We start from the raw sequence: 21,569 nt of genomic DNA on the forward strand, positions 1-21,569 counted from the left end.
AAGTCATTGACTCTCGGCCGGGCGCATCGCTACGCTCCCCGGCCATGGAGCTGATCCAGAACACCCCGGAGATCTCTGCCTACTTGGCCGCCGACGAGGCCATCGATCACGAGCATCCGCGCGTCCGAGCCGCCGCCGCCACACTCTCCGTCGACGCCCCCGATGCATATGCATACGCCAAGGCCGCCTTCGAATTCGTCCGCGACACCATCCCGCACAGCCAGGACGCCGACGACGAGCGCAGCGAGATGGGGGTCCCCCCGGCCGAAGGGTGGGGGAGGGTCACCTGGCGCGCCTCGGACGTCCTCGCGCAGCGCACCGGCATCTGCTACGCCAAGGCGCATGCGCTCGTGGCCCTGCTGCGCGCGGAGGGCATTCCCGCCGGTCTCTGCTACCAGAAGCTCGGGGTCCTCCACGGCCTGGTGGCCGTCAAGCTGCCCGGTGAGGAGCGCTGGGCGCGGCAGGATCCGCGGGGCAACAAGCCCGGCGTCGACGCGCAGTTCCGCCTCGACCGTGAGCAGCTCGCCTTTCCCGTGCGACCTGAGTGCAACGAACTGGACTTCCCGGTGCTGTTTGCTGAACCGCATCCGGCCGTGCTCCAATGCCTGCGGGAGGCCGTCGACCGGTCTCACCTCTGGCAGACGCTCCCCACCGACCTCTGAGGAACGCCCCCGATGCCCAGCTCTTCGCCCGTCTCCGGTCCGACCCGTCAGCTGTATGTCTCCGACGAGGTGCGCGCCCTGGCGCCCGGCTTCGGCTACCTCACCGTCGAAGCCCACGGTCTGACCAACGGCCCCAGCGACGAGGCCGGTGCGGCGCTCCTGGACGAGGCCACCCGCCGCCTCGCCGGGCGTCTCGACGGACGTGCCCCGCAGGACGACCCGCACCTCGCCGCCTGGCGCGCCGCGTACACGGCATTCGGCAGCAAGCCGTCGCGCACCCGCAACTCCGCCGAGGCGCTGGCCAGGCGTGCGCTCGCGGACGGCGGTCTGCCGCGCATCAACCGCCTCGTCGACCTCTACAACGCCATCAGCGTCGCCCACCTCATTCCCGTGGGCGGCGAGGACCTGGACCGTATCCAGGGCGGTATGCGGCTCGTACGGGCCACCGGCGACGAGCCGTTCGTGACCGCGGCCGGCGGCGCCGAGGTCATCGAGCACCCCGACGCGGGCGAAGTGGTCTGGTGTGACGACGAGGGCGTCACCTGCCGCCGCTGGAACTGGCGCCAGGGCGTACGCACCCGCCTCACCGAGGACTCGGTCAGCGCCCTGTTCCTGCTGGAGCGGATGGCACCCATGACGCTCGACGAGCTGACGGCCGCGGGCGCCGAGCTGGCCGAGGCGCTGCACACGGCCTGCCCGGACGCCAGGATCGAGATCGGCGACATCCGGACCCCGTGAGCAGGGCCGCCGGATCGGCCGTCGCGGGCGCGCCGCTGCCGGGGCGGCGGCGCGCTCCGGCCTCCGGTCCCGTCAGCCGACGGTCCCGGGCGCGGCGGGCGCGGTGCCGCCGAGGTGGGCCGGGATCCACCAGGTGTCCTCGGGGCCCTTGGGGCGTACGGGGTAGGCACGCTGGGCCGCCTCCAGCAGATCCTGCACCCGGGACCGCAGCCGGTCGGTGATCTTCTCGGCCTGCTCGGCCGGGTCGGCCTCCAGCGGCTCGCCCACCCGGATCGTTATCGGGAAGTGGTTACGGCCCAGATCGCGCTTGTGGCCCTTGGTCCACAGCCGCTGGGTGCCCCACAGCGCCACCGGCAGCAGCGGCACCCCGGCCTCCTGGGCCAGCCGCGCCGCACCCGACTTGAAGGTCTTCAGGGTGAAGGACTCGGAGATCGTCGCCTCGGGGAAGACCCCGATGATTTCACCCGAACGCAGTGCGGTCAGCGCGTGCTTGTAGGCGTGCATCCCCTGGCCGCGGTCCACGGGGATGTGCTTCATCGCGCGCATCAGCGGCCCCGACACCTTGTGCCGGAAGACCGATTCCTTCGCCATGAAGCGCACCAGCCGCTTGGCCGGCCGCGCCGTCAGCCCGGCGAAGACGAAGTCCAGGTACCCGATGTGATTGCTCACCAGAACCGCTCCGCCGCGGCGCGGAATGTGATCCGTCCCGTCGATGTCGAATTTCAGATCGAGCGCCTTGAAGAGCGTGCGGGCGGCGCCGATCACCGGCGGATAGACGAGCTCTGCCATTGTCCGGAGGACCCCTTTTCCACGCCTGGGGAGGGTTCTCCCGGCGGAAACCTACGCAGTCGTAACTGCGGCTTTCGGGAGATCGTGCCCGATGTCGGCCGTGGCGGCCAGCACGTGGGCCGCCGGGGCCGCGAGATTCTTGTCACGTGAGACCGTCTCAGCCGGCCGCTCTCCGCACCAGAAGGTACATCTCGCACCCCAGGCAGTACCCGAACACGGCATTGAGAAAGGCCGCGGCGAGGGCGCAGCCGGTGGCCGCGAGCCCCAGCCACTGCGGCCCCACGAAGTAGCCGGCCAGCCCCACCACCGCGAAGAACAGCCCGACGCCCTGGGCGAAGCGCGGCGGGCGGGCGTCCTCGAACTCGGCCGGCGGGGACAGCCGCGGGCGCACCGCCACCTTGAACAGCCAGGCGTAGGGCGAGCGCCGGACACCCGCCAGCGCCCCGACGGCGAAGACCAGCGTCTGGCAGGCCAGCAGGGGACCGCTCCCGGTGATCAGCACGGCCGCCAGGACGACGGCCGTCAGCGCCGCCGCGAACCTCGGGCCCCGTACATCAATACTGTCGACAGGCATGCCCCCACCCTCCCGCAGACCGGGCCGCACCGGGCCACGGGAATCTTTGCGGTCCCGTGAACGCTGCATCCCTCGATGACTGGACTCATGGTGTGCCTCGCGGTGCTCGTGGCGACGAGCGCCTTCGGCGTGTGGCACCAACGCCGAAAGGGAAGGCCGACGGTGCACAAGCGGGACGACGGGGCGCGGCTGGGTGCCGCCGAGATCGGTGCCGATCTGGGGGAGCGGGCCACCCTGCTCCAGTTCTCCAGCGCCTTCTGCCAGCCCTGCCGGGCCACCCGGCGCACCCTCACCGAGGTTGCCGGCATGGTCGAAGGCGTGGCGCATGTCGAGATCGACGCGGAGGACCATCTGGAGCTCGTACGGCAGCTCCATGTGCTGCGCACCCCCACGGTGCTGGTGCTCGACGCGGACGGCGCGATCGTGCGCCGTGCCTCCGGGCAGCCCAGGAAGGCCGATGTCATCGCTGCGCTGGGCGCGGCCGTCCGTGATTGATCTCCCAGATGTCAGACGCCCCTTGACGCTGTGGGTCACGAATCGTCACTCTGACGTGATGCGGCCAGGAATCCTTCTCTACGGACGCGCCCACGTCGACCTTCTGCGGACTGCCAGCGCCCGCTGTCCGGGCGCGTGAGCAGCGACGACACCTTTGCCGCCGACCGCCAAACGGTCACCGGCGGCTCCGCCCGGGCTCGTACACCACAGCAGAAGGACAACTCCATGACGGCCTCGCCCGGCCTCGGCACGCCCCTCACCGCCTCCCCCGAGCTGCTGCGCTCGGTCTTCCGGCAGCATGCCGCCGGCGTCGCGGTGATCACCGCGCAGGGCTCCCGCCCCGTCGGCTTCACCGCCACCTCCCTCACCTCCGTCGCCGCCGACCCGCCGCTGCTCTCGTTCGGCATCGGCACCGGCGCGTCCAGCTGGCCTGCCGTCTCGGAGGCGGAGCACATCGGCGTCCACATACTCGGCGAGCACCAGCAGGAACTGGCCGCCACCTTCGCGCGCAGCGGCGCCGACCGCTTCGGCCCCGCCACCTCCTGGCGCACCGGCCCCGAGGGCGTGCCGCTCCTGGACGGCGTGCTGGCCTGGCTGGTGTGCAAGGTCGTGGCCCGGGTGCCGGCCGGTGACCACCGCATCGTGCTCGCCGAGCCCGTCGTCGGCGACCCCGCGCGGCCCGGCCGGCCGCTGCTCTATCACCAGGGCGGCTTCAACGCGTTGCGGGACTGACGGGTTCCCGCCCGGCTTCGCCGATCCCCTGTCAGGGCCGTTGTCAAGGTCACATTTCAGCGGCCTTGCTTCGGGGCACGAGAGTAGATGTACTGGCGAGTAATATGGCGGTCGGCGTGGGGAACCGCATCCGACCGGGAGCCGCCCCGACAGGCGCCTATGCTGCCAGCACAAGGCAGTTCTGAAGAGTCGAAGCAGGTAGGAGAGCCGGCGTGAGCCTGAGGATCGTTGTCTGTGTGAAGTACGTGCCCGACGCCACCGGCGACCGGCACTTCGCCGAGGACCTGACCGTCGACCGTGACGACGTGGACGGTCTGCTCTCGGAGCTCGACGAGTACGCCGTCGAGCAGGCCTTGCAGATCAAGGAAGCCGCCGACGACGCGGAGATCACGATTCTCACCGTCGGCCCCGAGGACGCCAACGACGCGCTGCGCAAGGCGCTGTCGATGGGCGCCGACAAGGCCGTCCACGTCGAGGACGACGACCTGCACGGCACCGACGCGCTCGGTACCTCGCTCGTGCTCGCCAAGGCCATCGAGAAGACCGGCTACGACCTCGTCGTGTGCGGTATGGCCTCCACCGACGGCACGATGGGCGTGCTGCCCGCGCTGCTCGCCGAGCGTCTGAGCGTCCCTCAGGTCACCCAGCTCTCCGAGGTGTCCGTCGCCGACGGCAAGGTCACCGGCCGCCGGGACGGCGACACCGCCAGCGAGCAGCTGGAGGCCGCGCTGCCGGCCGTCGTGTCCGTCACCGACCAGTCGGGCGAGGCGCGTTACCCCTCCTTCAAGGGCATCATGGCCGCCAAGAAGAAGCCGGTGGAGTCCCTGGACCTGGAGGACCTGGAGATCGAGGCGGACGAGGTCGGCCTCGAGGGCGCCTGGACCAAGGTCGACGACGCCACCGAGCGTCCGGCCCGCACCGCGGGCACGATCGTCAAGGACGAGGGCGAGGGCGGCAAGCAGCTCGCCGAGTTCCTCGCGGGCCAGAAGTTCATCTGAGCCGCAGTCCTTTCCACCGCCCTCATTCTTCCCGCAGGAGAGCAATCCCATGGCTGAAGTCCTTGTCTACGTCGACCACGTGGACGGTGCCGTCCGCAAGCCCACCCTCGAACTGCTCACCCTCGCCCGCCGCATCGGCGAGCCGGTAGCCGTGCACCTCGGCGCGAACGCCGAGGCCGCCGCGAAGCTCCTCGGTGAGTACGGCGCCGTCAAGGTGCTGGCCGCCGACGCGCCCGAGTTCGCCGAGTACCTCGTCGCTCCCAAGGTCGACGCGCTCCAGGCCGCCTACGACGCGGTCTCCCCGGCCGCCGTGCTGCTGCCGTCCTCCGCGGAGGGCAAGGAGATCGGTGCCCGCCTCGCGCTGCGCATCGGCTCCGGCATCATCACCGACGCCGTCGACGTCGAGGCCGGCGACGAGGGCCCGGTGGCCACGCAGTCCGTCTTCGCGGCCTCGTACACCACCAAGTCCCGCATCACCAAGGGCACCCCGGTCATCACCGTCAAGCCCAACTCCGCCGCCCCGGAGGCCGCTCCGGCCGCCGGCGCCGTCGAGCAGCTCGCGGTGACCGTGGCCGACTCCTCCAAGGGCACCAAGATCGTCTCGCGCACCCCGCGCGAGTCGACCGGCCGTCCGGAGCTGACCGAGGCCGCGATCGTGGTCTCCGGTGGCCGTGGCGTCAACGGCGCCGAGAACTTCCCGGTCATCGAGGCGCTCGCCGACTCGCTCGGCGCGGCCGTCGGCGCCTCGCGTGCCGCGGTGGACGCCGGCTGGTACCCGCACACCAACCAGGTCGGCCAGACCGGTAAGTCGGTCTCGCCGCAGCTGTACATCGCGGCGGGCATCTCCGGTGCGATCCAGCACCGCGCCGGTATGCAGACCTCGAAGACGATCGTCGCCATCAACAAGGACGAAGAGGCACCCATCTTCGACCTGGTCGACTACGGCGTGGTCGGCGACCTCTTCGACGTCGTCCCGGCCCTCACCGACGAGGTCAAGACCCGCAAGGGCTGACCGCCGTCCTGCCGGGGCGCGGCTCCGGCCCTCGCACGAGGCCCCGTACGCGCGGTGCGTACGGGGCCTCGTGCTGTGGCGGTGCCGGTGCGCAGTCGCCGCGCCGTCAGCTGCCCGTGACCCCGTCGATCCGCTCGCGCAGCAGGTCCGCGTGGCCGTTGTGCCGGGCGTACTCCTCGATCATGTGGACGTAGATCCAGCGCAGGCTCAGGGTGCGCCCCGGGCGTGGGGAGAAGGTCTCGTCCAGCCCGCGGTCCGCCACGGCCTTGTCGCAGGCCGCTATCTCGGCGCGGAAGGCCGCGAAATCCCGCTCGGCGCCGGCCGGGTCGGCGTCCTGGAAATCGGCGTCCGGGTTGTCCTCGGTGGCGTAGAGATCGCCGATCCGTTGGCCGAGGAAGCGCACCCGGAACCAGACGCGTTCGACGTATGCCATATGGCGCACCAGGCCGAGCAGCGTGAGGGTGGACGGTGCGGCGCTCGCCTCGACGAGCTGGTCGGGCGCCAGCCCGGCGCACTTGGCGAGCAGGGTGTCACGGTGGAAGTCGAGCCAGCCTTGCAGCATCTCCCGTTCGCCGGCCACGGTCGGGAGTTCTCTGCGTTCTACAGGGGGTGCGATCCAAGTCATGAGGGTGAGTCTGGCGGTGCCGTGAGGGGCCCGCCACGGAGTTTCCCGAAGTCCGGCCGAGGACCCGTGACCTGCGCCGGCTCGGGGGAGGGTGTTGACCTCGGCAAACCGACGCAGTTAACTTCGCTATACGGATTGTTGATTCCGTGAAGCGGAAAACGCTCGATCGGCGGGCGTGCGCACCGGGAGGGTATCGAATGGGGCAGCAGGAGAGCGTGGCGACGAGCCTCGCGGACACCGTACGCGAGGGAATCGGAGCCGCTCTCGCCCAGGTGGACGCGGATCTGGCGCGGCGCTACCCGGGCGACCCCGGCACCCGCCAGCCGGTCCACACCGTCTACGTCCCCGGCGATGTCTTCGCCGCCGACACCGTGCGCTCCTGGGGGGACCAGGCGCTCGCCGCCCTCGACGAGCACGCCCCCGACGCCGCCGCGCTCGCCGCCGTCCTCGGCATCCCCGACGCACTCGCCGCCGATGTCCACGACCGGGTCCGCGCCAAGCTGACCCGCGAGCCCGTCGAGGACCTGCGCATCGACTTCGAGGACGGCTACGGCCCCCGCCCGGACGCCGAGGAGGACGAGGCAGCGGCCCGCGCCGCCGCCCTGGTCGCCGCCGCCTGCCGTGGGGGCACCGCCCGTCCGGAGGCCGGGGGAGGCACCGTCGCCCCCTACATGGGTATCCGGATGAAGTGCATGGAAGCCGCCGTCCGCGACCGCGGAATCCGCACCCTCGACATCTTCCTCACCGGCCTCATGGAAGCCGGCGGCCTGCCCGACGGCCTGGTGCTGACGCTCCCCAAGGTGACCTACGCGGAACAGGTCACCGCCATGGTCCGGCTGCTGGAGGCGTTCGAGAAGGCGCGCGGACTGGAGAGCGGCCGGATCGGTTTCGAGATCCAGATCGAGACGACCCAGTCGATCCTGGGCGCCGACGGCCGTGCCACCGTCGCCCGCATGATCGAGGCCGCCGAGGGCCGGGCCACCTCCCTGCACTACGGCACCTTCGACTACAGCGCCTCCTGTGGCGTCAGCGCCGCCCACCAGTCCCTCGACCACCCGGTGGCCGACCACGCCAAGGCCGTGATGCAGGTCGCCGCCGCGGGCACCGGCGTACGCCTCTCCGACGGCTCGACGAACGTCCTGCCGGTCGGCCCGACGGAGCGGGTGCACGACGCCTGGCGGCTGCACCACGGCCTGGTCCGCCGTTCGCTGGCCCGCGCCTACTACCAGGGCTGGGACATGCACCCGGGCCACCTGCCCACCCGTTATGCGGCGGTCTACGCCTTCTACCGCGAGGGCCTGGAGCAGGCCGCGGCCCGGCTCGTTGCGTATGTCGCCAAGGCCGGCGGCGCGGTGATGGACGAGCCCGCCACCGCCAAGGCGCTCAGCGGCTATCTGCTGCGCGGGCTGGACTGCGGCGCCGTGGACACCGCCGAGGTCGCCCGGCTGACCGGGCTCACCCGCGCCGACCTGGACGCACTCGCGGGCCGCACGGTCGCCACGGGCTGACAGCGCAGCGGCCCGTTCGGTACAACGCGCCCCGCAGCACAGGAAGTTGGCCGCCGTGACCGCTTGCCGGTCGGGTAGGCCCCATGAGGCCCCCGCCGATCCGGCGGGGGCTTCGTACTTCAGTCCGCGGCCGGACCGAGATCGTCGATATGGGCACGCAGGACCGTGGCGCAGGTCTGTGCGTCCAGGGCGTCGGGCCGCAGTACGGCGGTGAAGGCGAGACCGTCCAGGAGGGAGGTCAGCCGCTCGGTCTCAGTGTCGAGGGTGAGCTCCGGCCGCAGCCCGCCCGCGGTGTCGAGGCGGGTGAGGATGCGGCGGACGAGGGTCCGGGTGCCGGTGGCGGTCTCCTGGGCGAGGTCGTCGATCGCGGGATGGGTCCGGGCGGCGGTGGAGAAGTCGACGAGGACGGTGACCTCGGCACGCCGGCTGTCGTCCAGGGGCAGCAGCTCGGAGAGCAGCTCGACCGCGCAGCGGCGGATCTGCGCCGCGGGAAGTCCGTCCAGATCGCCCAACTCGTCGACGCGGCGCTGGAGTCGGTCGCCGACCCGGTCGAGCATCGACCGCATCGCAAAGCGCATCAGCTCTTCCTGGCCGGCGAAGTAGTGCCGGACCGAACCGATGTTGAGCCGGGCCTCGTCGGCGACGGCGCGCAGGGAGGCGCGCTGGAGGCCGTCTCGTACGGCGACGCGGAAGAGGGCGTCGACGACGTCGCGGCGTCGGGCTTCTCGGTCCACCTGCTTAGGCATGGCCCCTTTGTATCACGGCTGTGATAAATTGTTTTGTATCACACTTGTGATACAACGATTGGAGGGGTGATCGTGGAGCATGTCCTGAACCTTCTTCTCATCCGGTTCGGCGTGATCGCGGGCGGCCTGGTGGTGCTGGCCCTGCTGGTCTTCGCCGTGGCGCTCGTCCTCAAGCGCCGGGGGAAGCTCGGTGCGGCGCGGCGGTATGCGGCACCCACCGCTCATGCCGTGAGCCGCTATCTGGACGACCGGGGCGCCGCGCGGGGCCGTGGTGGGGCGTCCCGGGGACGCGGGTCGGTGGCCGGTGCGGTGGTGCGGGCCGCGGCCCGGCACCTGGACGACGACGGGCGCGGGCAGCGGCAGCGCGAACGGGAGCCGGGGCGGGGTGGGGCCCGATGACCGGCGGCGGTCCGACGGCCGGCAACGGCCCGACGTATGAGGTCCTCGCCCGAGGCGGAGGCGGGGGTGGAGGCGACGGGAGCGACGAGTCGGACCTCGTCCAGCACCTGCTGGCCGACGCCGCGATCAAGGGTGTCATCGTGATCGTCGCGCTGATCGTGCTCGTGCTGGGGATGGTGCTCATCTGGAAGAAGGCCGGCCGCGCCCCGCATCGCGACGACCGGTGATCACTCCGCCCGGAACTCCCCGGAGCCGCGCCGGCCCGGGGGTCTCCGGCGTCTCCGGGGGGAGTTCAGCTCTCCGAAGGGGGGATCTCGCCCGAGCCGCGGGCGATCAGACGGGTGGGGATCTCCCTGCGCTGCGGCGGATCCTCGATGCCCTCCAGGCGGCGGAAGAGCAGCCCGGCGGCCGTCCGGCCCATGTGTGCCGGGTCCTGGGCGACGACCGTGATCGCGGGCCGGACGAGATCGGCGAGTTCGAAGTCGTCGAAGCCCACCAGCGCGACCGGGCGCGGGCGTTCGCCGAGGACGCGTACGGCGGTGACGGTGACCCGGTTGTTGCCCGCGAAGAGCGCGGTGACCGGCTCGGGGGCGTCCAGCATGGCGGTGGCGGCGGTACGTACCCGGTCGGGGGCGGTGGAGCCCAGCGACACCCAGGAGTCGTCGACGGGCAGGCCCGCGGCGGCCATTGCCGTGCGGTAGCCGCGCAGCCGCTCGCGCGCGGTGTGGATGCCCGGCTGGTCACCGATGAAGCCGATCCGGCGATGGCCGTGCGCGATGAGGTGGGCCACCGCGTCGTGGGCGCCGCCGAAGTTGTCGGAGACCACGACGTCCGCGTCGATCCGGCCGGGCGGGCGGTCCACGAAGACGGTGGCTATCCCGGCCGCGATCTCCGGCTCCAGATAGCGGTGGTCGTCGGCGGCCGGGATGATGACCAGCCCGTCCACCCGCCGTGCGCACAGCGCGAGCACCAACTCCTGTTCGCGGTCCGGGTCCTCGGCGCTGGAGCCGTTGATCAGCAGCGCGCCGTGGTCGCGGGCGACTTCCTCGACAGCGCGGTTGAGCGGGCCGTAGAAGGGATCGGCGAGATCCTCCAGCACCAGACCGATGCTGGCCGTACGCCCCTTGCGCAGGATCCGGGCGGAGTCGTTACGGCGGAACCCCAGGGCGGTGATGGCTTCCTGGACGCGTCGTTCGGTGTCCGGGGTGACCCCTGGTTCGCCGTTGACCACGCGGGAGACCGTCTTGAGGCCGACCCCGGCGCGCGCCGCGACATCCTTCATCGTGGGCCGGGTGCCATAGCGGCGGGAGGTGCCCCGCGCGGTGTCGGTCACGGTGTGCGGTCCTGATTCTGTCGGCGTCAGGTGTGGCGTCGAGCATAGCCTCTAGACAACGTTGTCAATCGACGCAAGACTGGCGTTCTCACGCCGGGCCGGTACGCTCGGCCCCCGGGCCCACCAGGAGATTCCACACTGATGCAGACGGACCTCAGCGCAGCGCTGGACATTGGCGGCACCAAGATCGCCGGCGCTCTGGTGGACGCCCGCGGCAGGCTGGTCGCACGGGCCTCCCGGCCCACCCCCGCCGACAAGGACGGGGCGACGGTGATGCGTGCGGTGGCCGAGGTGGTCGCCGAGCTGGCCGCGGGCCCGGACTGGGCGCGGGTGGCGGCCGTCGGCATCGGCAGCGCAGGTCCGGTGGACGCCTCGTCCGGCACGGTCAGCCCGGTCAACATCCCCGGCTGGCGCAACTTCCCGCTCGTCGCCGGGGTGCGGGCGCTCGTCGGAGAGCTCCCCGTCGTGCTGGTCGGTGACGGTGTCGCGATGACCGCGGCCGAGCACTGGCAGGGTGCCGCGCGCGGTCACGCCAACGCGCTGTGCATGGTGGTCTCCACCGGCGTCGGCGGCGGACTCGTCCTCAACGGCAGGCTGCACCCCGGCCCCACGGGCAACGCCGGGCACATCGGCCACATCAGCGTCGATGTCGACGGTGACCCCTGCCCGTGCGGGGCCCGCGGCTGTGTCGAGCGGATCGCCAGCGGCCCCAACATCGCCCGCCGGGCGCTGGCCAACGGCTGGCTGCCCGGCCCCGACGGCGACACCAGCGCGGCCGCCGTCGCCGCCGCCGCGCACGCCGGTGACCCGGTCGCCCTGCGCTCCTTCGAGCGGGCCGCGCAGGCGCTGGCCGCCGGAATCGCCGCCACCGCCACCCTCGTGGAGATCGATATCGCGGTCATCGGCGGGGGAGTCGCGGGCGCGGGAGATGTCCTCTTCACCCCCTTGCGGGCGGCCCTGAGGGACTATGCGACGCTGTCGTTCGTCTCGGGCCTGACGGTCGTACCCGCCCAAATGGGCACGGACGCCGGGGTGGTGGGCGCCGCCGCTGCCGCCGGGCAACGGTCCCGCCTCGATGCCTTCGCCCCCATGCCCTGACGAGCCCACGGGCCCCCGTGCGCCCCTTAGTCTGTTGCCGACCGCGACGTACACCACGACGTACACGGCGTATGGGCAGAGCTACGGGTATCGAGGGGATCGGTGACGGTGACACCGGGGGAGCGTGAGCAGGGCGGAGCGGACGAGGAGCGTGCGGCGGGTGGTGTGAGCGGTCCCGGCGAGACGGGTGATACCCCGCCGCGGAACGCCCCCGGCGGTGCGGGCCACGGAGTTCCGGCTGCCGCCGCCGCGAGTGGGCCCCAGCGGGGCAACGACGCCGATCTGACGGGGCGGCTGCTGGGCGGCAGGTACCGCGTGACCGGCCGGATCGGGCGCGGTGGCATGGGCGTGGTCTGCCGCGCCGTCGACGAAGTGCTGGGCCGCGAGGTCGCGGTCAAGGTCCTCCGTGCCTACACCGATGCCTCCGCCCCGGAGCTGGCCGACCTGCGCACCCGTATGCAGCGCGAGGCGCGGGCCGCGGCCCGTATCCGGCACTCCGGTGTGGTCACCGTCCATGACGTCATCGACGAGGACGGCCGCCCCGTCATCGTCATGGAGCTGGTGGACGGCCCCTCGCTGGACGACGCCATCGACCAGCGGGGCCCCCTCGACCCGAGGGAGATCGCCCGGATCGGCGCCCAGGTGATGGACGCGCTGGACGCCGCGCACCAAGTGGGTGTGCTGCACCGCGATGTGAAGCCCGGCAATGTGCTGCTGGACGGCTGGGGGCACCGCCCAGGCCGTTCAGGCACGGGGGGAGGGCGGGTGGTGCTCACCGACTTCGGTATCGCGAGCATCGAGGCCCCTGGCGACGGCGCGACCACCCACATCACCCGCAGTGGCGAACTGGTCGGCTCGCTCGACTACTTGCCGCCCGAGCGGGCACAGGGCCAGGACCCCACGCCGGCCTCGGACATCTGGTCCCTCGGGATGACCCTGTACGCGGCCGTCGAGGGCGGCGGTACGCCGTTCCGCCGTACGTCGGTGTGGTCGACGCTCACCGCCATCGTCACCGAGCCGCTCCCCGAGCCCCGGCGCGCCGGGCCGCTCACCCCCGTCCTACAGGCCCTGATGGCCAAGAACCCGGCCGACCGGCCCTCCGCCGCCCACGCCCGGAGTCTGCTGGAAGCGGTGGCCGAGGGGCGCGAGCCCGCGCAGCTCCCGGTGCCCGGTGCGTCCTATCTGCCCACGGCGACGGACGTACGGGCGATCGTCCCGCCGTCCGCGCCACAGGAGCCCGGCCCGGCGACGGCCGACGGTGCGCAGGGCGAGCCGGGCGGGGTGGGAGAGCCGGGTGGGGCGGCGGCCGGTACCGGTGGCACCGCCGGGGGGTCGGGCAACGCGGCGGCCCCGCCGTCCAGTTGGCTCTCCGGCCATGGGGCTGAGGGCGCGCCGGTGACCCAGCCCGCGCCGTCGCCGCCATCGCCATCGTCGCCTTCGTCGCCGTCGCCGACACCGGCAACGGCACCCACACCGACGCCGCACCCGGGCCCCTCCCCGTACCCCACGCCCCCGGCGCAGCACCAGGCGCCGCAGCATCAGCAGGGCGTCACCGGAAACCAGGAACCCGGGTTCACGTTCCCGTCGCCCGGCCCCGTCTGCGACCCGCCCGGTGTGATGGCCGGTCCGCCCGTGGGCAGTACGGGCGCCCATCCGTACCCGGGGAGCCCGCACTCGGGAAGCCCGGGGGCGCGGGACACCGAACGGCTGCCGGTCCGCGCGCGGCGTCGCGTGCTGCTGGCCGCGGCAGCGGTGCTCGCCGTGCTCGCGGCCGGCGGCGGTGTGACCTATGCGCTGGTCGGCGGGGGGCCGAGCGGGGCGGTCGCGGACCGCGGGCAGCCGTCGGCTCAGCCGGCCGGGCCGGGCGCACCGAGCGCGGCCGCCGACAAGGACGGCGCCAAGGCGGACGGGAAGAGCGACGGTAAGGACAAGGGCAAGAGCAAGGGGCAGGACCAGGACGGCGGGAAGAGCGCGGGGCCGTCGGATGCGGACCGGCCCTCGGGCGAGGGTGCGTCCGAGAAGCCCAAGCCCGGTGGTGCGGGCGGCAGTTCGGGCGGAGACGGGGGCGCGCAGGGCGGCACCGACGGCGGGAGTGGCGCGGGCGGTGCCCAGGGCGGTGCGTCCGGCGGGGGCAGTGGTGGCGGTGGAGACCCGACCCAGGAGCCGTCGTGTGCGTCGATCGGCGGCGGTAAGGCCAACTGTGAGGTGTGGCGCGCCGCGAGCTCGTACACCTCGTCGTTCCAGCAGGTCGGCACCCTCAAGTCGGGCACCAACTACTTCTACTGCCAGGCGAAGCTGGGCCGCCGGGAGACGTACGGGAAGTGGACCAACGTCTGGTGGGCCAAGACCGATGACGACAGCGGCAATTCCGGTGTCTATGTCAGCGTGGTCTACCTCAAGGGCGGGGCGAACGATCAGCCCGTCCCCGGGCTGCCCACCTGCTGACCGCCCTCCTGTGTGCAGGTGCAGGTGCTGGTGCGTGTCCAGACGCAGGCCGTTGGCGCCGGGCGGACCGAGTGGCCCGCCCGGCGCCGTCATCAACTCGTCCTAAGGGACGGGTCGTTGCGGCTTCAGCACTGGAACGCGGCGTCGGCCCAGTCGGCGTGGTCGTAGTCGATACCGTCCCCGCCGTCGGTCACCACGAGCCGTACGGTCTGCGCTCCGGCGACCGAGGCGCTGACCGCCTTGGCGGCATCCGCTCCGGTCACCGTGGAGCTCGCGGCGACCTTTTTGCCGTCGGCCCACACCTCGAAGCCCACCGACCCCCGGTCGCCGGACTCGTCGTCGATGCCGACCTGGGCACGGAACGCCGAGCATCGCCCGCCGGTGTAGAAGCTCACCTCGCTGGGTGCGTGCACCCCGAGGCCCTTGGCGAAGCCGGTGCCGCCGATGCCGATCGGCCTGCCGTCCCCAGTCTCGCTCTCCCCGACACTGGTGTTCTTCTCGACCGGGCCCCAGCCGTTGGCGGCGGTGAGCCAGGGGAGTGCGGAGGCGTAGGAGGTCCCGGACGGCGGTGGCACCACGACATGGGCGGTGCCGGGCAGGGTGGAGGTGATCCGCTCCCCGCGCGGTGAGCGGTAGTCGGCGGTCAGCGGCAGGTCGTAGGCGCCGGGCGCGGTGCCGGCCGGCGCGCTGACTTTCCAGCCGGTGGTGAGGGTGCTGCCGCCGGGCAGTGCGCGTGCGGTCGCCGGGGAGGTGGCCCTGACCTGCCAGCCCCGCGGGGCCTTCAGCGTGACGCTGAGGTTCTTGGCGGGGGTGCCGCCCAGGTTGCGGACGGTGGAGCGGAGGCCGGCGGGGGTGCCGGCCTCCACCAGCGGCGTACGGTCGGTGCCGGTCTCGACGGCCGGTGGATAGGTGGCCCAGCGGCCGTCGGCGGAGACGCGGTAGACGACGGTGCCATGTGCCGGGACGGTCGCGGAGACGGTGCCCGTGGTGTGGGTGTCCTGGTGCCGCCACAGGTCGCGCAGCCGGTAGCCGTCGGCCTGCGGGAGGCCCAGGTCCTTGGCGGTGGTGGAGATCCGCTGCGGCTGTCCGGTCTCGTTGAACAGCGCCACCGCGCGGTCGCCGTCGGCCAGTTGTCTGACCAGCGTCCAGCGGCCGGACTCGGACTTCAGCACCGTGGCCTGCTTGCCCAGCGGGTCCTGGTCGATGGCGATGAGGTCCTTGTTGGCCAGGATCTCGAACGTCTCCGGGCCGGCCTTGCGCAGATCGGAGCCGATCAGCAGCGGGGCGGCCATCATCGACCACAGGGAGAAGTGGCTGCGGTACTCGGTGTCGGTCATACCGCCGTTGCCGACCTCCAGCATGTCCGGGTCGTTCCAGCGCCCGGGGCCGGCATGCGGGGCGAGCGGCAGATTCTGCTTCGCGATCCCGAGCATGCTCGACCACGAGTCACTGATGTCACCGGTCGTGCGCCACAGGTGCCCTACGTCCGACGCCCACTCCCAGGGCTTGTTCTCGCCCCACTCGCAGATGCTGTAGACGATGGGCCGCCCGGTGGCCTTGAGTGCGTCCCGCATCGTGCGGTACCGCTGCTTGGCGTCCACGCCGAGGTTATTGCAGTTGTCGTACTTGAGGTAGTCCACACCCCAGTCGGCGAACTGCTGGGCGTCGGACTTCTCATGGCCCAGGCCGCCGGGGAATCCGGCCGGGTTGCAGGTCTTGATACCGGCGCTCGTGTAGATGCCGAATTTCAGGCCCTTGGAGTGGACGTAATCGGCCACCGCCTTGATGCCGTGCGGGAAGCGCTGCGGATCCGGTACGAGCTTGCCGTTGCCGTCGCGGGCGGGCAGCGCCCAGCAGTCGTCGAGATTGACGTACTGATAACCGGCGTCCTTGAGGCCCTTGGCGACGAAGAGATCGGCGATGCCCTTGACCATCTCCTCGTTGAACTCCGCCCGGCAGTGGGTGGAGTTCCAGTTGTTGAAGCCCATCGGGGGTGCCTTGGCCAGCCCGTCGGGGAGCCGGGGGGCGGGGCCGGGGCGAGCGGTGGGGGCGGGGCCGGATGCCGGGGAACCGGGCGTACGGGCCGCGGCGGGCAGGGCGGTCACCCCTGCCGTACACAGCAGCGCGGCGGACAGCGCTCCGACGATTCTTCGCCGGCCTCGCCGGTGGGTGGTGCGGATATGAACGCGCATGGTTCGCGTCCTCCGTCTTCGCGAGAGGTGTGGTGGGGTCGTGTACCGGTCGCGTGCGAGTGTTTACGGTAGGGCTTGTTGGAGTCTGTTGGAAGAGGAGCGGTAACGGTTCCTGTTTCGCCTGACAAAACCCTTGACTCGACCTGCCGTTCGGAGTGAGATCCCACCACTCGCGTTCGGTTCTGTTTGGTTCCACCCCTGAGGAGGGGGACATGGTCCAGTCAACGTTCAGCGGCTCGGATACGTACGGGGAAGCGGCAGGACGTCGGATGTCCCGCCGGACGCTGCTGAGGGGCGCGGCGCTCGGCGCGGGGGCCGTGGCCCTCCCGTCCCTGCTCGCCGCCTGTAGCAGCGGCCCGAACGGCATCACGATGGGGTCGAATGCTTCGGACGCCGTACCGAAGAAGGCGTTCGCCGAGGCATTCCAGGCCTACGAGAAGAAGTCGAAGAAGAAGGTGACGGTCAACACCGTCAATCACGAGAACTTCCAGGAGAACATCAACCGTTACCTCCAGGGCAGCCCGGACGATGTCTTCATGTGGTTCGCCGGAAACCGTATGCAGTACTTCGCGCAGAAGGGCCTGCTCTCCGACATCAGTGATCTGTGGCGGGGCTTCGACGGGTTCTCCGACGCGCTGAAGAAGCAGTCGACGGGGCTGGACGGCAAGCAGTACCTGGTGCCGTACTACTACTATCCGTGGGCCGTTTTCCACCGGAAGAGCGTGTTCCAGGAGAAAGGGTACGACGTCCCCAAGACCTTCGACCAGTACCGGGCGCTCGCCAAGCAGATGCAGAAGGACGGCCTGGTGCCGTTCGCCTTCGGCGACAAGGACGGCTGGCCGGCGATGGGCACCTTCGACTATCTCAATATGCGCGCCAACGGCTACGACTTCCATATCGCGCTGATGAGCGGCCAGAAGGCCTGGAACAGTCCGCAGGTCAAGCAGGTCTTCGACCTCTGGCGCGGGCTGATGCCCTATCACCAGAAGGGCGCCAACGGCCGCACCTGGCAGGAGGCCGCCCAGAGCCTCGCACAGAAGAAAGCCGGTATGACCGTGCTCGGACTGCCGCACCCCGGTCAGCAGTTCAGCGCCGCCGACCGGGAGGATCTCGACTTCTTCCCGTTCCCGGAAATCGATCCGGCCCATGGCCAGGACGCGGTCGAGGCGCCGATCGACGGATTTCTGATGTCGAAGAAGGCCAAGGACAAGGAGGGGGCGAAGGATCTGCTGACGTTCCTCGCCACACCCAAGGCGGAGGACCTCTACCTCAGGTCCGACCCCAACAATGTCGCGGTCAACAGCGGTGCGGACACCGCCGCCTACACCCCGCTCCAGAAGAAGGCCGTCCAGCTCGTCTCCGGCGCCAAGCAGATATCGCAGTTCATGGACCGCGACACCCGGCCCGATTTCGCCTCGACCGTGATGATCCAGGCGATCCAGCAGTTCCTCAGCACACCGGATGACATCGACGGTCTGGTCAACGACATCGAACGCCAGAAGAAGCAGATCTTTTCCGCCAAGTGAGCGCCGTCAAAAGGCCGCTGTGAAAGACGGGGAGCAAACCGCCGTGCCGAACACCCGCGCACGGCGCGCCGGACGACCGGGCCCACGGCGCCACACCCGCCGTGACCTCGTCGTCCTCGGCGTGCTGCTGGGCATACCCATCCTGCTCGACCTCGCCCTGATCTGGGGCCCGACGCTCGCCTCCGTCGGACTGTCCTTCACCACCTGGGACGGCATCGGCGATATCCAGTGGGCCGGTCTGAAGAATTACGACAACCTCTTCACCAACTACCCGCAGTTCTGGCCGGCGGTCCGCCACAACCTCCTGTGGCTGGTCTTCCTCGGGCTGCTCGCCGCCCCGTTCGGACTGCTGCTCGCCGTCCTCATCGACCGCGGTGTCCGCTTCAGCCGCTTCTACCAGTCGACGCTCTATATGCCGGTCGTGCTCTCGCTCGCCGTCGTCGGCTTTATCGCCCAGCTGATCCTCTCCCGGGACCAGGGCGCAGTGAACGCCGTGATCGGCGGCCGGAATCCCACCGACTGGCTGGGAAATCCCGGACTCAATATCTGGATGGTGCTGCTGGCCGCCTGCTGGCGGCACACCGGCTATGTCATGATCCTCTATCTCGCCGGCCTGAAATCCGTCGATAGCGGCCTCAAAGAGGCCGCCGCCCTCGACGGCGCCAGCGAACGGCAGACCTTCTTCCGTGTCGTGCTGCCCACCCTGCGCCCGGTGAATGTGATCGTCGGCGTCATCACCGTCATCGAATCGCTGCGCGCCTTCGACATCGTCTACGCCATCAACAAGGGCCGCAACGGCCTGGAGCTGCTGTCCGTGCTGGTCACCGACAACATCATCGGGGAGGCGAGCCGGATCGGATTCGGCTCGGCCATCGCCGTCGTCCTGCTGCTGGTCTCCCTGGGGTTCATCGTGACCTATCTCGTCCAGGAACTCCGAGGGGAGCGGCAGTGATGACCGCATCTGCCACCACCGCGCCGCCCGCCCTGCGGCCGGCACCCGCCACCCCGGCCCCGGCCCGCCGCCGCGGCCGATTCGGCGTCCACCTCTTCCTGTTCGCCGTCTCCATCGCCTTCCTCGCCCCGCTGCTGCTGGCCGTCTATGCCTCATTGCGCCCTTACGAAGAGACCGCGAAGTACGGCTATTTCTCCCTCCCGCGCCATCTCTCCTTCGACTACTACCAACAGGCCTTCGCCGACTCCGGGATGAGCAAGTACTTTCTCAACTCGCTCCTCATCGCCGTGCCAGGTGTCCTGCTCACCCTTTTCCTGGCCTCGTTCGTGGCCTTCGCCGTTTCCCGGGTACGGATCCGCGGCGGCATCGTCCTCCTGATGCTCTTCACCGCCGGCAACCTGCTGCCCCAGCAGGTGATCGTCACCCCGCTCTATGTGCTGTTCAACAAGATTCCGCTGCCGTACTGGATGTCCGACTCCCTGACGATGTACGACTCCTTGTGGGCCGTCATCTCCGTACAGGTCGCCTTCCAACTCGGCTTCTGCGTCTTCGTGCTGGCCAATTTCATGCGCACCCTGCCGCGGGAAATCCTGGAGGCCGCGATTGTCGACGGCGCGGGCCTCTGGGCGCAGTACTGGCGGGTCACCCTCCCCTTGTGCCGTCCCGCGCTCGCCGCCCTGGGCACCCTGCAATTCACCTGGATGTACAACGATTTCCTCTGGGGCCTGGTCTTCCTCTCCGACGGTGACAAACTCCCCGTCACCTCGGCCCTCAACAATCTGCGCGGCCAGTTTTTCACCGACTACAACCTTCTCGCCGCGGGCTCCGTCCTCGTCGCGCTGCCCACGATTGTGGTCTTCCTGCTCCTTCAGCGGCATTTCATCGCCGGACTGACCCTCGGCGCGAGCAAGGGCTGAGGGCCGCCGCGCGGAACCGGCCGCCGCCGGCACGATGGGCCGCCGTCATATGCGCCGCCCGCCGGGCCGACGGCGGCCCGGAACCCGGTATGCGGGTGAGGGTTTCGGTACTGGAGGGGCGGGGGAGCGCTTGTTTGCCGGGGGCTTCGCGGCGGCGGATACGTTGACCGGTCATCCTCCGCGCGAGGCAATTCGCGACCGGCGCGGCCGTGGGAGTGGGAAACCTCCCTGGCCGCGCCGATGGTCGAATGCGCAACGTTCCCCGGTCGTGCGCGCGGCCCGTGACCCCGAGCGTTCCGTGGCAGGGTGTGGCGGGCAACTCACCTGGGTCTAGGGAAGAGGGGAAACCGTGATCGTCTGGCTGAACGGCACGTTCGGTGCGGGCAAGACCACTACGGCTCATGAATTGCTCGACCTGCTTCCCGGAAGCACGCTCTACGACCCCGAACTCCTCGGCAGCGGACTGCGGTTGATGCTGCCGGCCAAGCGGTTCGAGGAGATCGACGACTACCAGGACCTGCCGGCCTGGCGGCGCATGGTCGTCGACACCGCAGCGGCACTGCTCACCGAAGTCCCGGGCCCCCTGGTGACGCCGATGACGCTGCTGCGCCAGGAGTACCGCGACGAGATCTTCGGCTCCCTCGCCGCCCGCCGGATCCCCGTACGGCATGTCCTGCTGCACGCGGAGGAAACGATCCTGCGAGCCCGGATATCGGAGCGGGAGGACGCCTCCGGGGACGCCGGGGTCACCACGTCGACGCGCCGGTGGAGCCTGGAACACCTGGGGCCGTACGCCGACGCACTGCCCTGGCTCCAAGGCGACGCCCATGTCGTCGACACCACCCGGCTCACCGCCCGGCAGACCGCCGAGCAGGTCGCCGAGGCCATCCGCACCGGTGCCGGCGCCTGCGACATCGTGCAAACCCCCGAACCGACCGCCGAGACGCTCGCCGCCGGCGTACTGCTCTTCGACGACCAGGACCGGGTGCTGCTCGTCGACCCGACCTACAAGGCCGGCTGGGAGTTCCCCGGCGGCATCGTGGAACGCGGCGAGGCGCCCGCCCACGCCGGCGTACGGGAGGTCGCCGAGGAACTGGGCATCGAACTGTCCCGCGCCCCCCGACTGCTGGTCCTGGACTGGGAAGCTCCCAAACCGCCCGGCTACGGCGGCCTCCGCCTGCTTTACGACGGCGGCACCCTGACCGACGAGCGGATCAGCAAACTCCTGCTCCCCGGCGCCGAACTGCGGGGGTGGCGTTTCGCCACCGAGGCCGAGGCCGAGAAAATGCTCCCACCGGTCCGCTGGAACCGCCTACGGTGGGCGCTTCGCGCCCGTGAACGGGGTTGTCCGCTTCACCTGGAGGCGGGTGTTCCCGTGGGGTAGCCCCACGTTTTTGGCTTTGCCCACGTTGTCGGCTTTCCCGCCGTGGTTCGTCTCGCCGTTGCGCCTGCGGCGGGCCGGTTCGCTGCGCTTTGCCTTGCGCCCCACGTTTTTGTCTTTCCCGCCGTGGTTGGTTGTTCGCCGTTGCGCCTGCGGCGGGCGGGGTCGCTGCGCGGGGCTGTTGGGTGCGGTGCCGCTCCTCCGGACTTCGTCCTGCGGCGCGTCCCCTCCCGTGGGGGAATGGGGGAAGGCCGGTGGGGGTGCTCGTAGGTGGTCCGGTACTGCTTGTGGATCACATGGAGACGTGTACGTCGTTGGCTCGCCCCCACCCACTTTTACTTTCTCCACTCACGGGAGGGGACGGGCCGGAGGGGCCGGTGTGTGGGACGTAAAGCGAAGCAGTCCCACACACCGGCCCCCGAGGTCCGTCACCGCACCCACAGCCCC

General features: G+C 70.8%; 21 protein-coding genes. 15 read left to right on the forward strand and 6 right to left on the reverse strand.

Annotated elements, in window-relative coordinates:
• Window positions 1-44: 44 nt before the first annotated feature.
• Window positions 45-662 carry a transglutaminase family protein gene (locus M8I34_RS27660; protein WP_250053754.1) on the forward strand — a complete coding sequence of 206 codons (618 nt, stop codon included), beginning with the start codon at window positions 45-47 and terminating at the stop codon, window positions 660-662.
• A 12-nt stretch (window positions 663-674) separates the two neighbouring features.
• On the forward strand, window positions 675-1,400 hold the full coding sequence (locus tag M8I34_RS27665; RefSeq protein ID WP_250053756.1) for a B3/4 domain-containing protein: 726 nt from the start codon (window positions 675-677) through the stop codon (window positions 1,398-1,400).
• Window positions 1,401-1,472: 72 nt separating this feature from the next.
• Here M8I34_RS27665 and M8I34_RS27670 read toward each other — a convergent pair whose 3' ends face one another.
• Window positions 1,473-2,189: a 1-acyl-sn-glycerol-3-phosphate acyltransferase gene (locus M8I34_RS27670; RefSeq protein WP_244416073.1), complete on the reverse strand. Its 717-nt coding sequence runs from the start codon at window positions 2,187-2,189 to the stop codon at window positions 1,473-1,475.
• A gap of 157 nt (window positions 2,190-2,346) precedes the next feature.
• Window positions 2,347-2,763, reverse strand: coding sequence for a DUF4395 domain-containing protein (locus M8I34_RS27675; RefSeq protein ID WP_250053757.1), 417 nt, complete (start codon window positions 2,761-2,763; stop codon window positions 2,347-2,349).
• Between the two features lie 75 nt (window positions 2,764-2,838).
• Between M8I34_RS27675 and M8I34_RS27680 the strand changes: the two genes are divergently transcribed.
• The 4 genes from M8I34_RS27680 to M8I34_RS27695 all read left to right on the forward strand — a co-directional run bounded on the left by M8I34_RS27680 (window position 2,839) and on the right by M8I34_RS27695 (window position 6,000).
• Window positions 2,839-3,258 (forward strand): thioredoxin family protein, encoded by a 420-nt coding sequence (locus M8I34_RS27680; protein WP_250053758.1) that lies wholly within the window; start codon window positions 2,839-2,841, stop codon window positions 3,256-3,258.
• A 225-nt stretch (window positions 3,259-3,483) separates the two neighbouring features.
• Complete coding sequence (locus M8I34_RS27685; protein WP_244419999.1) at window positions 3,484-3,990, forward strand: flavin reductase family protein; 507 nt, start codon at window positions 3,484-3,486, stop codon at window positions 3,988-3,990.
• A 212-nt stretch (window positions 3,991-4,202) separates the two neighbouring features.
• On the forward strand, window positions 4,203-4,988 hold the full coding sequence (locus M8I34_RS27690) for an electron transfer flavoprotein subunit beta/FixA family protein (RefSeq protein ID WP_030080669.1): 786 nt from the start codon (window positions 4,203-4,205) through the stop codon (window positions 4,986-4,988).
• A 49-nt stretch (window positions 4,989-5,037) separates the two neighbouring features.
• Window positions 5,038-6,000, forward strand: coding sequence for an electron transfer flavoprotein subunit alpha/FixB family protein (locus M8I34_RS27695; protein WP_030080667.1), 963 nt, complete (start codon window positions 5,038-5,040; stop codon window positions 5,998-6,000).
• Window positions 6,001-6,106: 106 nt separating this feature from the next.
• On the opposite strand, the gene M8I34_RS27700 is transcribed toward M8I34_RS27695, so the two are convergent.
• Window positions 6,107-6,625 carry a DinB family protein gene (locus M8I34_RS27700; protein WP_250053759.1) on the reverse strand — a complete coding sequence of 173 codons (519 nt, stop codon included), beginning with the start codon at window positions 6,623-6,625 and terminating at the stop codon, window positions 6,107-6,109.
• Between the two features lie 197 nt (window positions 6,626-6,822).
• Here M8I34_RS27700 and M8I34_RS27705 point away from each other — a divergent pair, with 197 nt between their 5' ends.
• A complete protein-coding gene (locus M8I34_RS27705) occupies window positions 6,823-8,133 on the forward strand; it encodes an aldolase/citrate lyase family protein (protein ID WP_250053760.1) in 1,311 nt (436 codons plus the stop codon).
• 119 nt (window positions 8,134-8,252) lie between these two features.
• Here M8I34_RS27705 and M8I34_RS27710 read toward each other — a convergent pair whose 3' ends face one another.
• Complete coding sequence (locus M8I34_RS27710) at window positions 8,253-8,879, reverse strand: TetR/AcrR family transcriptional regulator (RefSeq protein WP_250053762.1); 627 nt, start codon at window positions 8,877-8,879, stop codon at window positions 8,253-8,255.
• A 72-nt stretch (window positions 8,880-8,951) separates the two neighbouring features.
• Here M8I34_RS27710 and M8I34_RS27715 point away from each other — a divergent pair, with 72 nt between their 5' ends.
• Together M8I34_RS27715 and M8I34_RS27720 are read left to right on the forward strand one after the other, a co-directional pair.
• Window positions 8,952-9,278: a hypothetical protein gene (locus tag M8I34_RS27715; protein ID WP_250053764.1), complete on the forward strand. Its 327-nt coding sequence runs from the start codon at window positions 8,952-8,954 to the stop codon at window positions 9,276-9,278.
• The gene (locus tag M8I34_RS27720) at window positions 9,275-9,505 is read left to right on the forward strand and encodes a hypothetical protein (protein ID WP_250053773.1); all 231 of its coding nucleotides are present in this window, start codon (window positions 9,275-9,277) and stop codon (window positions 9,503-9,505) included. Before M8I34_RS27715 ends, M8I34_RS27720 begins: the two co-directional genes overlap by 4 nt.
• Window positions 9,506-9,570: 65 nt before the next feature.
• On the opposite strand, the gene M8I34_RS27725 is transcribed toward M8I34_RS27720, so the two are convergent.
• On the reverse strand, window positions 9,571-10,611 hold the full coding sequence (locus M8I34_RS27725; RefSeq protein WP_250053775.1) for a LacI family DNA-binding transcriptional regulator: 1,041 nt from the start codon (window positions 10,609-10,611) through the stop codon (window positions 9,571-9,573).
• 141 nt (window positions 10,612-10,752) lie between these two features.
• On the opposite strand from M8I34_RS27725, the gene M8I34_RS27730 reads away from it, so the two are divergent.
• Both M8I34_RS27730 and M8I34_RS27735 read left to right on the forward strand, forming a co-directional pair.
• Window positions 10,753-11,709: an ROK family protein gene (locus M8I34_RS27730; protein ID WP_250053777.1), complete on the forward strand. Its 957-nt coding sequence runs from the start codon at window positions 10,753-10,755 to the stop codon at window positions 11,707-11,709.
• A 282-nt stretch (window positions 11,710-11,991) separates the two neighbouring features.
• Complete coding sequence (locus M8I34_RS27735) at window positions 11,992-14,154, forward strand: serine/threonine-protein kinase (RefSeq protein ID WP_284050890.1); 2,163 nt, start codon at window positions 11,992-11,994, stop codon at window positions 14,152-14,154.
• A 125-nt stretch (window positions 14,155-14,279) separates the two neighbouring features.
• Here the strand turns inward: M8I34_RS27735 and M8I34_RS27740 are convergent, their stop codons facing one another.
• Complete coding sequence (locus tag M8I34_RS27740) at window positions 14,280-16,346, reverse strand: NPCBM/NEW2 domain-containing protein (RefSeq protein WP_250053779.1); 2,067 nt, start codon at window positions 16,344-16,346, stop codon at window positions 14,280-14,282.
• A 269-nt stretch (window positions 16,347-16,615) separates the two neighbouring features.
• Here M8I34_RS27740 and M8I34_RS27745 point away from each other — a divergent pair, with 269 nt between their 5' ends.
• The 4 genes from M8I34_RS27745 (at window position 16,616) to M8I34_RS27760 (ending at window position 21,125) form a co-directional block, all read left to right on the forward strand.
• Window positions 16,616-17,872 (forward strand): ABC transporter substrate-binding protein, encoded by a 1,257-nt coding sequence (locus M8I34_RS27745; protein WP_250053796.1) that lies wholly within the window; start codon window positions 16,616-16,618, stop codon window positions 17,870-17,872.
• A gap of 43 nt (window positions 17,873-17,915) precedes the next feature.
• Window positions 17,916-18,824 (forward strand): carbohydrate ABC transporter permease, encoded by a 909-nt coding sequence (locus tag M8I34_RS27750; RefSeq protein WP_250053782.1) that lies wholly within the window; start codon window positions 17,916-17,918, stop codon window positions 18,822-18,824.
• Window positions 18,824-19,741, forward strand: a complete 918-nt coding sequence (locus M8I34_RS27755; protein WP_250053784.1) for a carbohydrate ABC transporter permease — start codon at window positions 18,824-18,826, stop codon at window positions 19,739-19,741. Before M8I34_RS27750 ends, M8I34_RS27755 begins: the two co-directional genes overlap by 1 nt.
• Window positions 19,742-20,090: 349 nt before the next feature.
• The gene (locus M8I34_RS27760; RefSeq protein ID WP_250053785.1) at window positions 20,091-21,125 is read left to right on the forward strand and encodes an NUDIX hydrolase; all 1,035 of its coding nucleotides are present in this window, start codon (window positions 20,091-20,093) and stop codon (window positions 21,123-21,125) included.
• Window positions 21,126-21,569 lie beyond the last annotated feature (444 nt).

The organism is Streptomyces sp. MCA2 (assembly GCF_023544705.1).
Taxonomy (GTDB): domain Bacteria; phylum Actinomycetota; class Actinomycetes; order Streptomycetales; family Streptomycetaceae; genus Streptomyces; species Streptomyces decoyicus.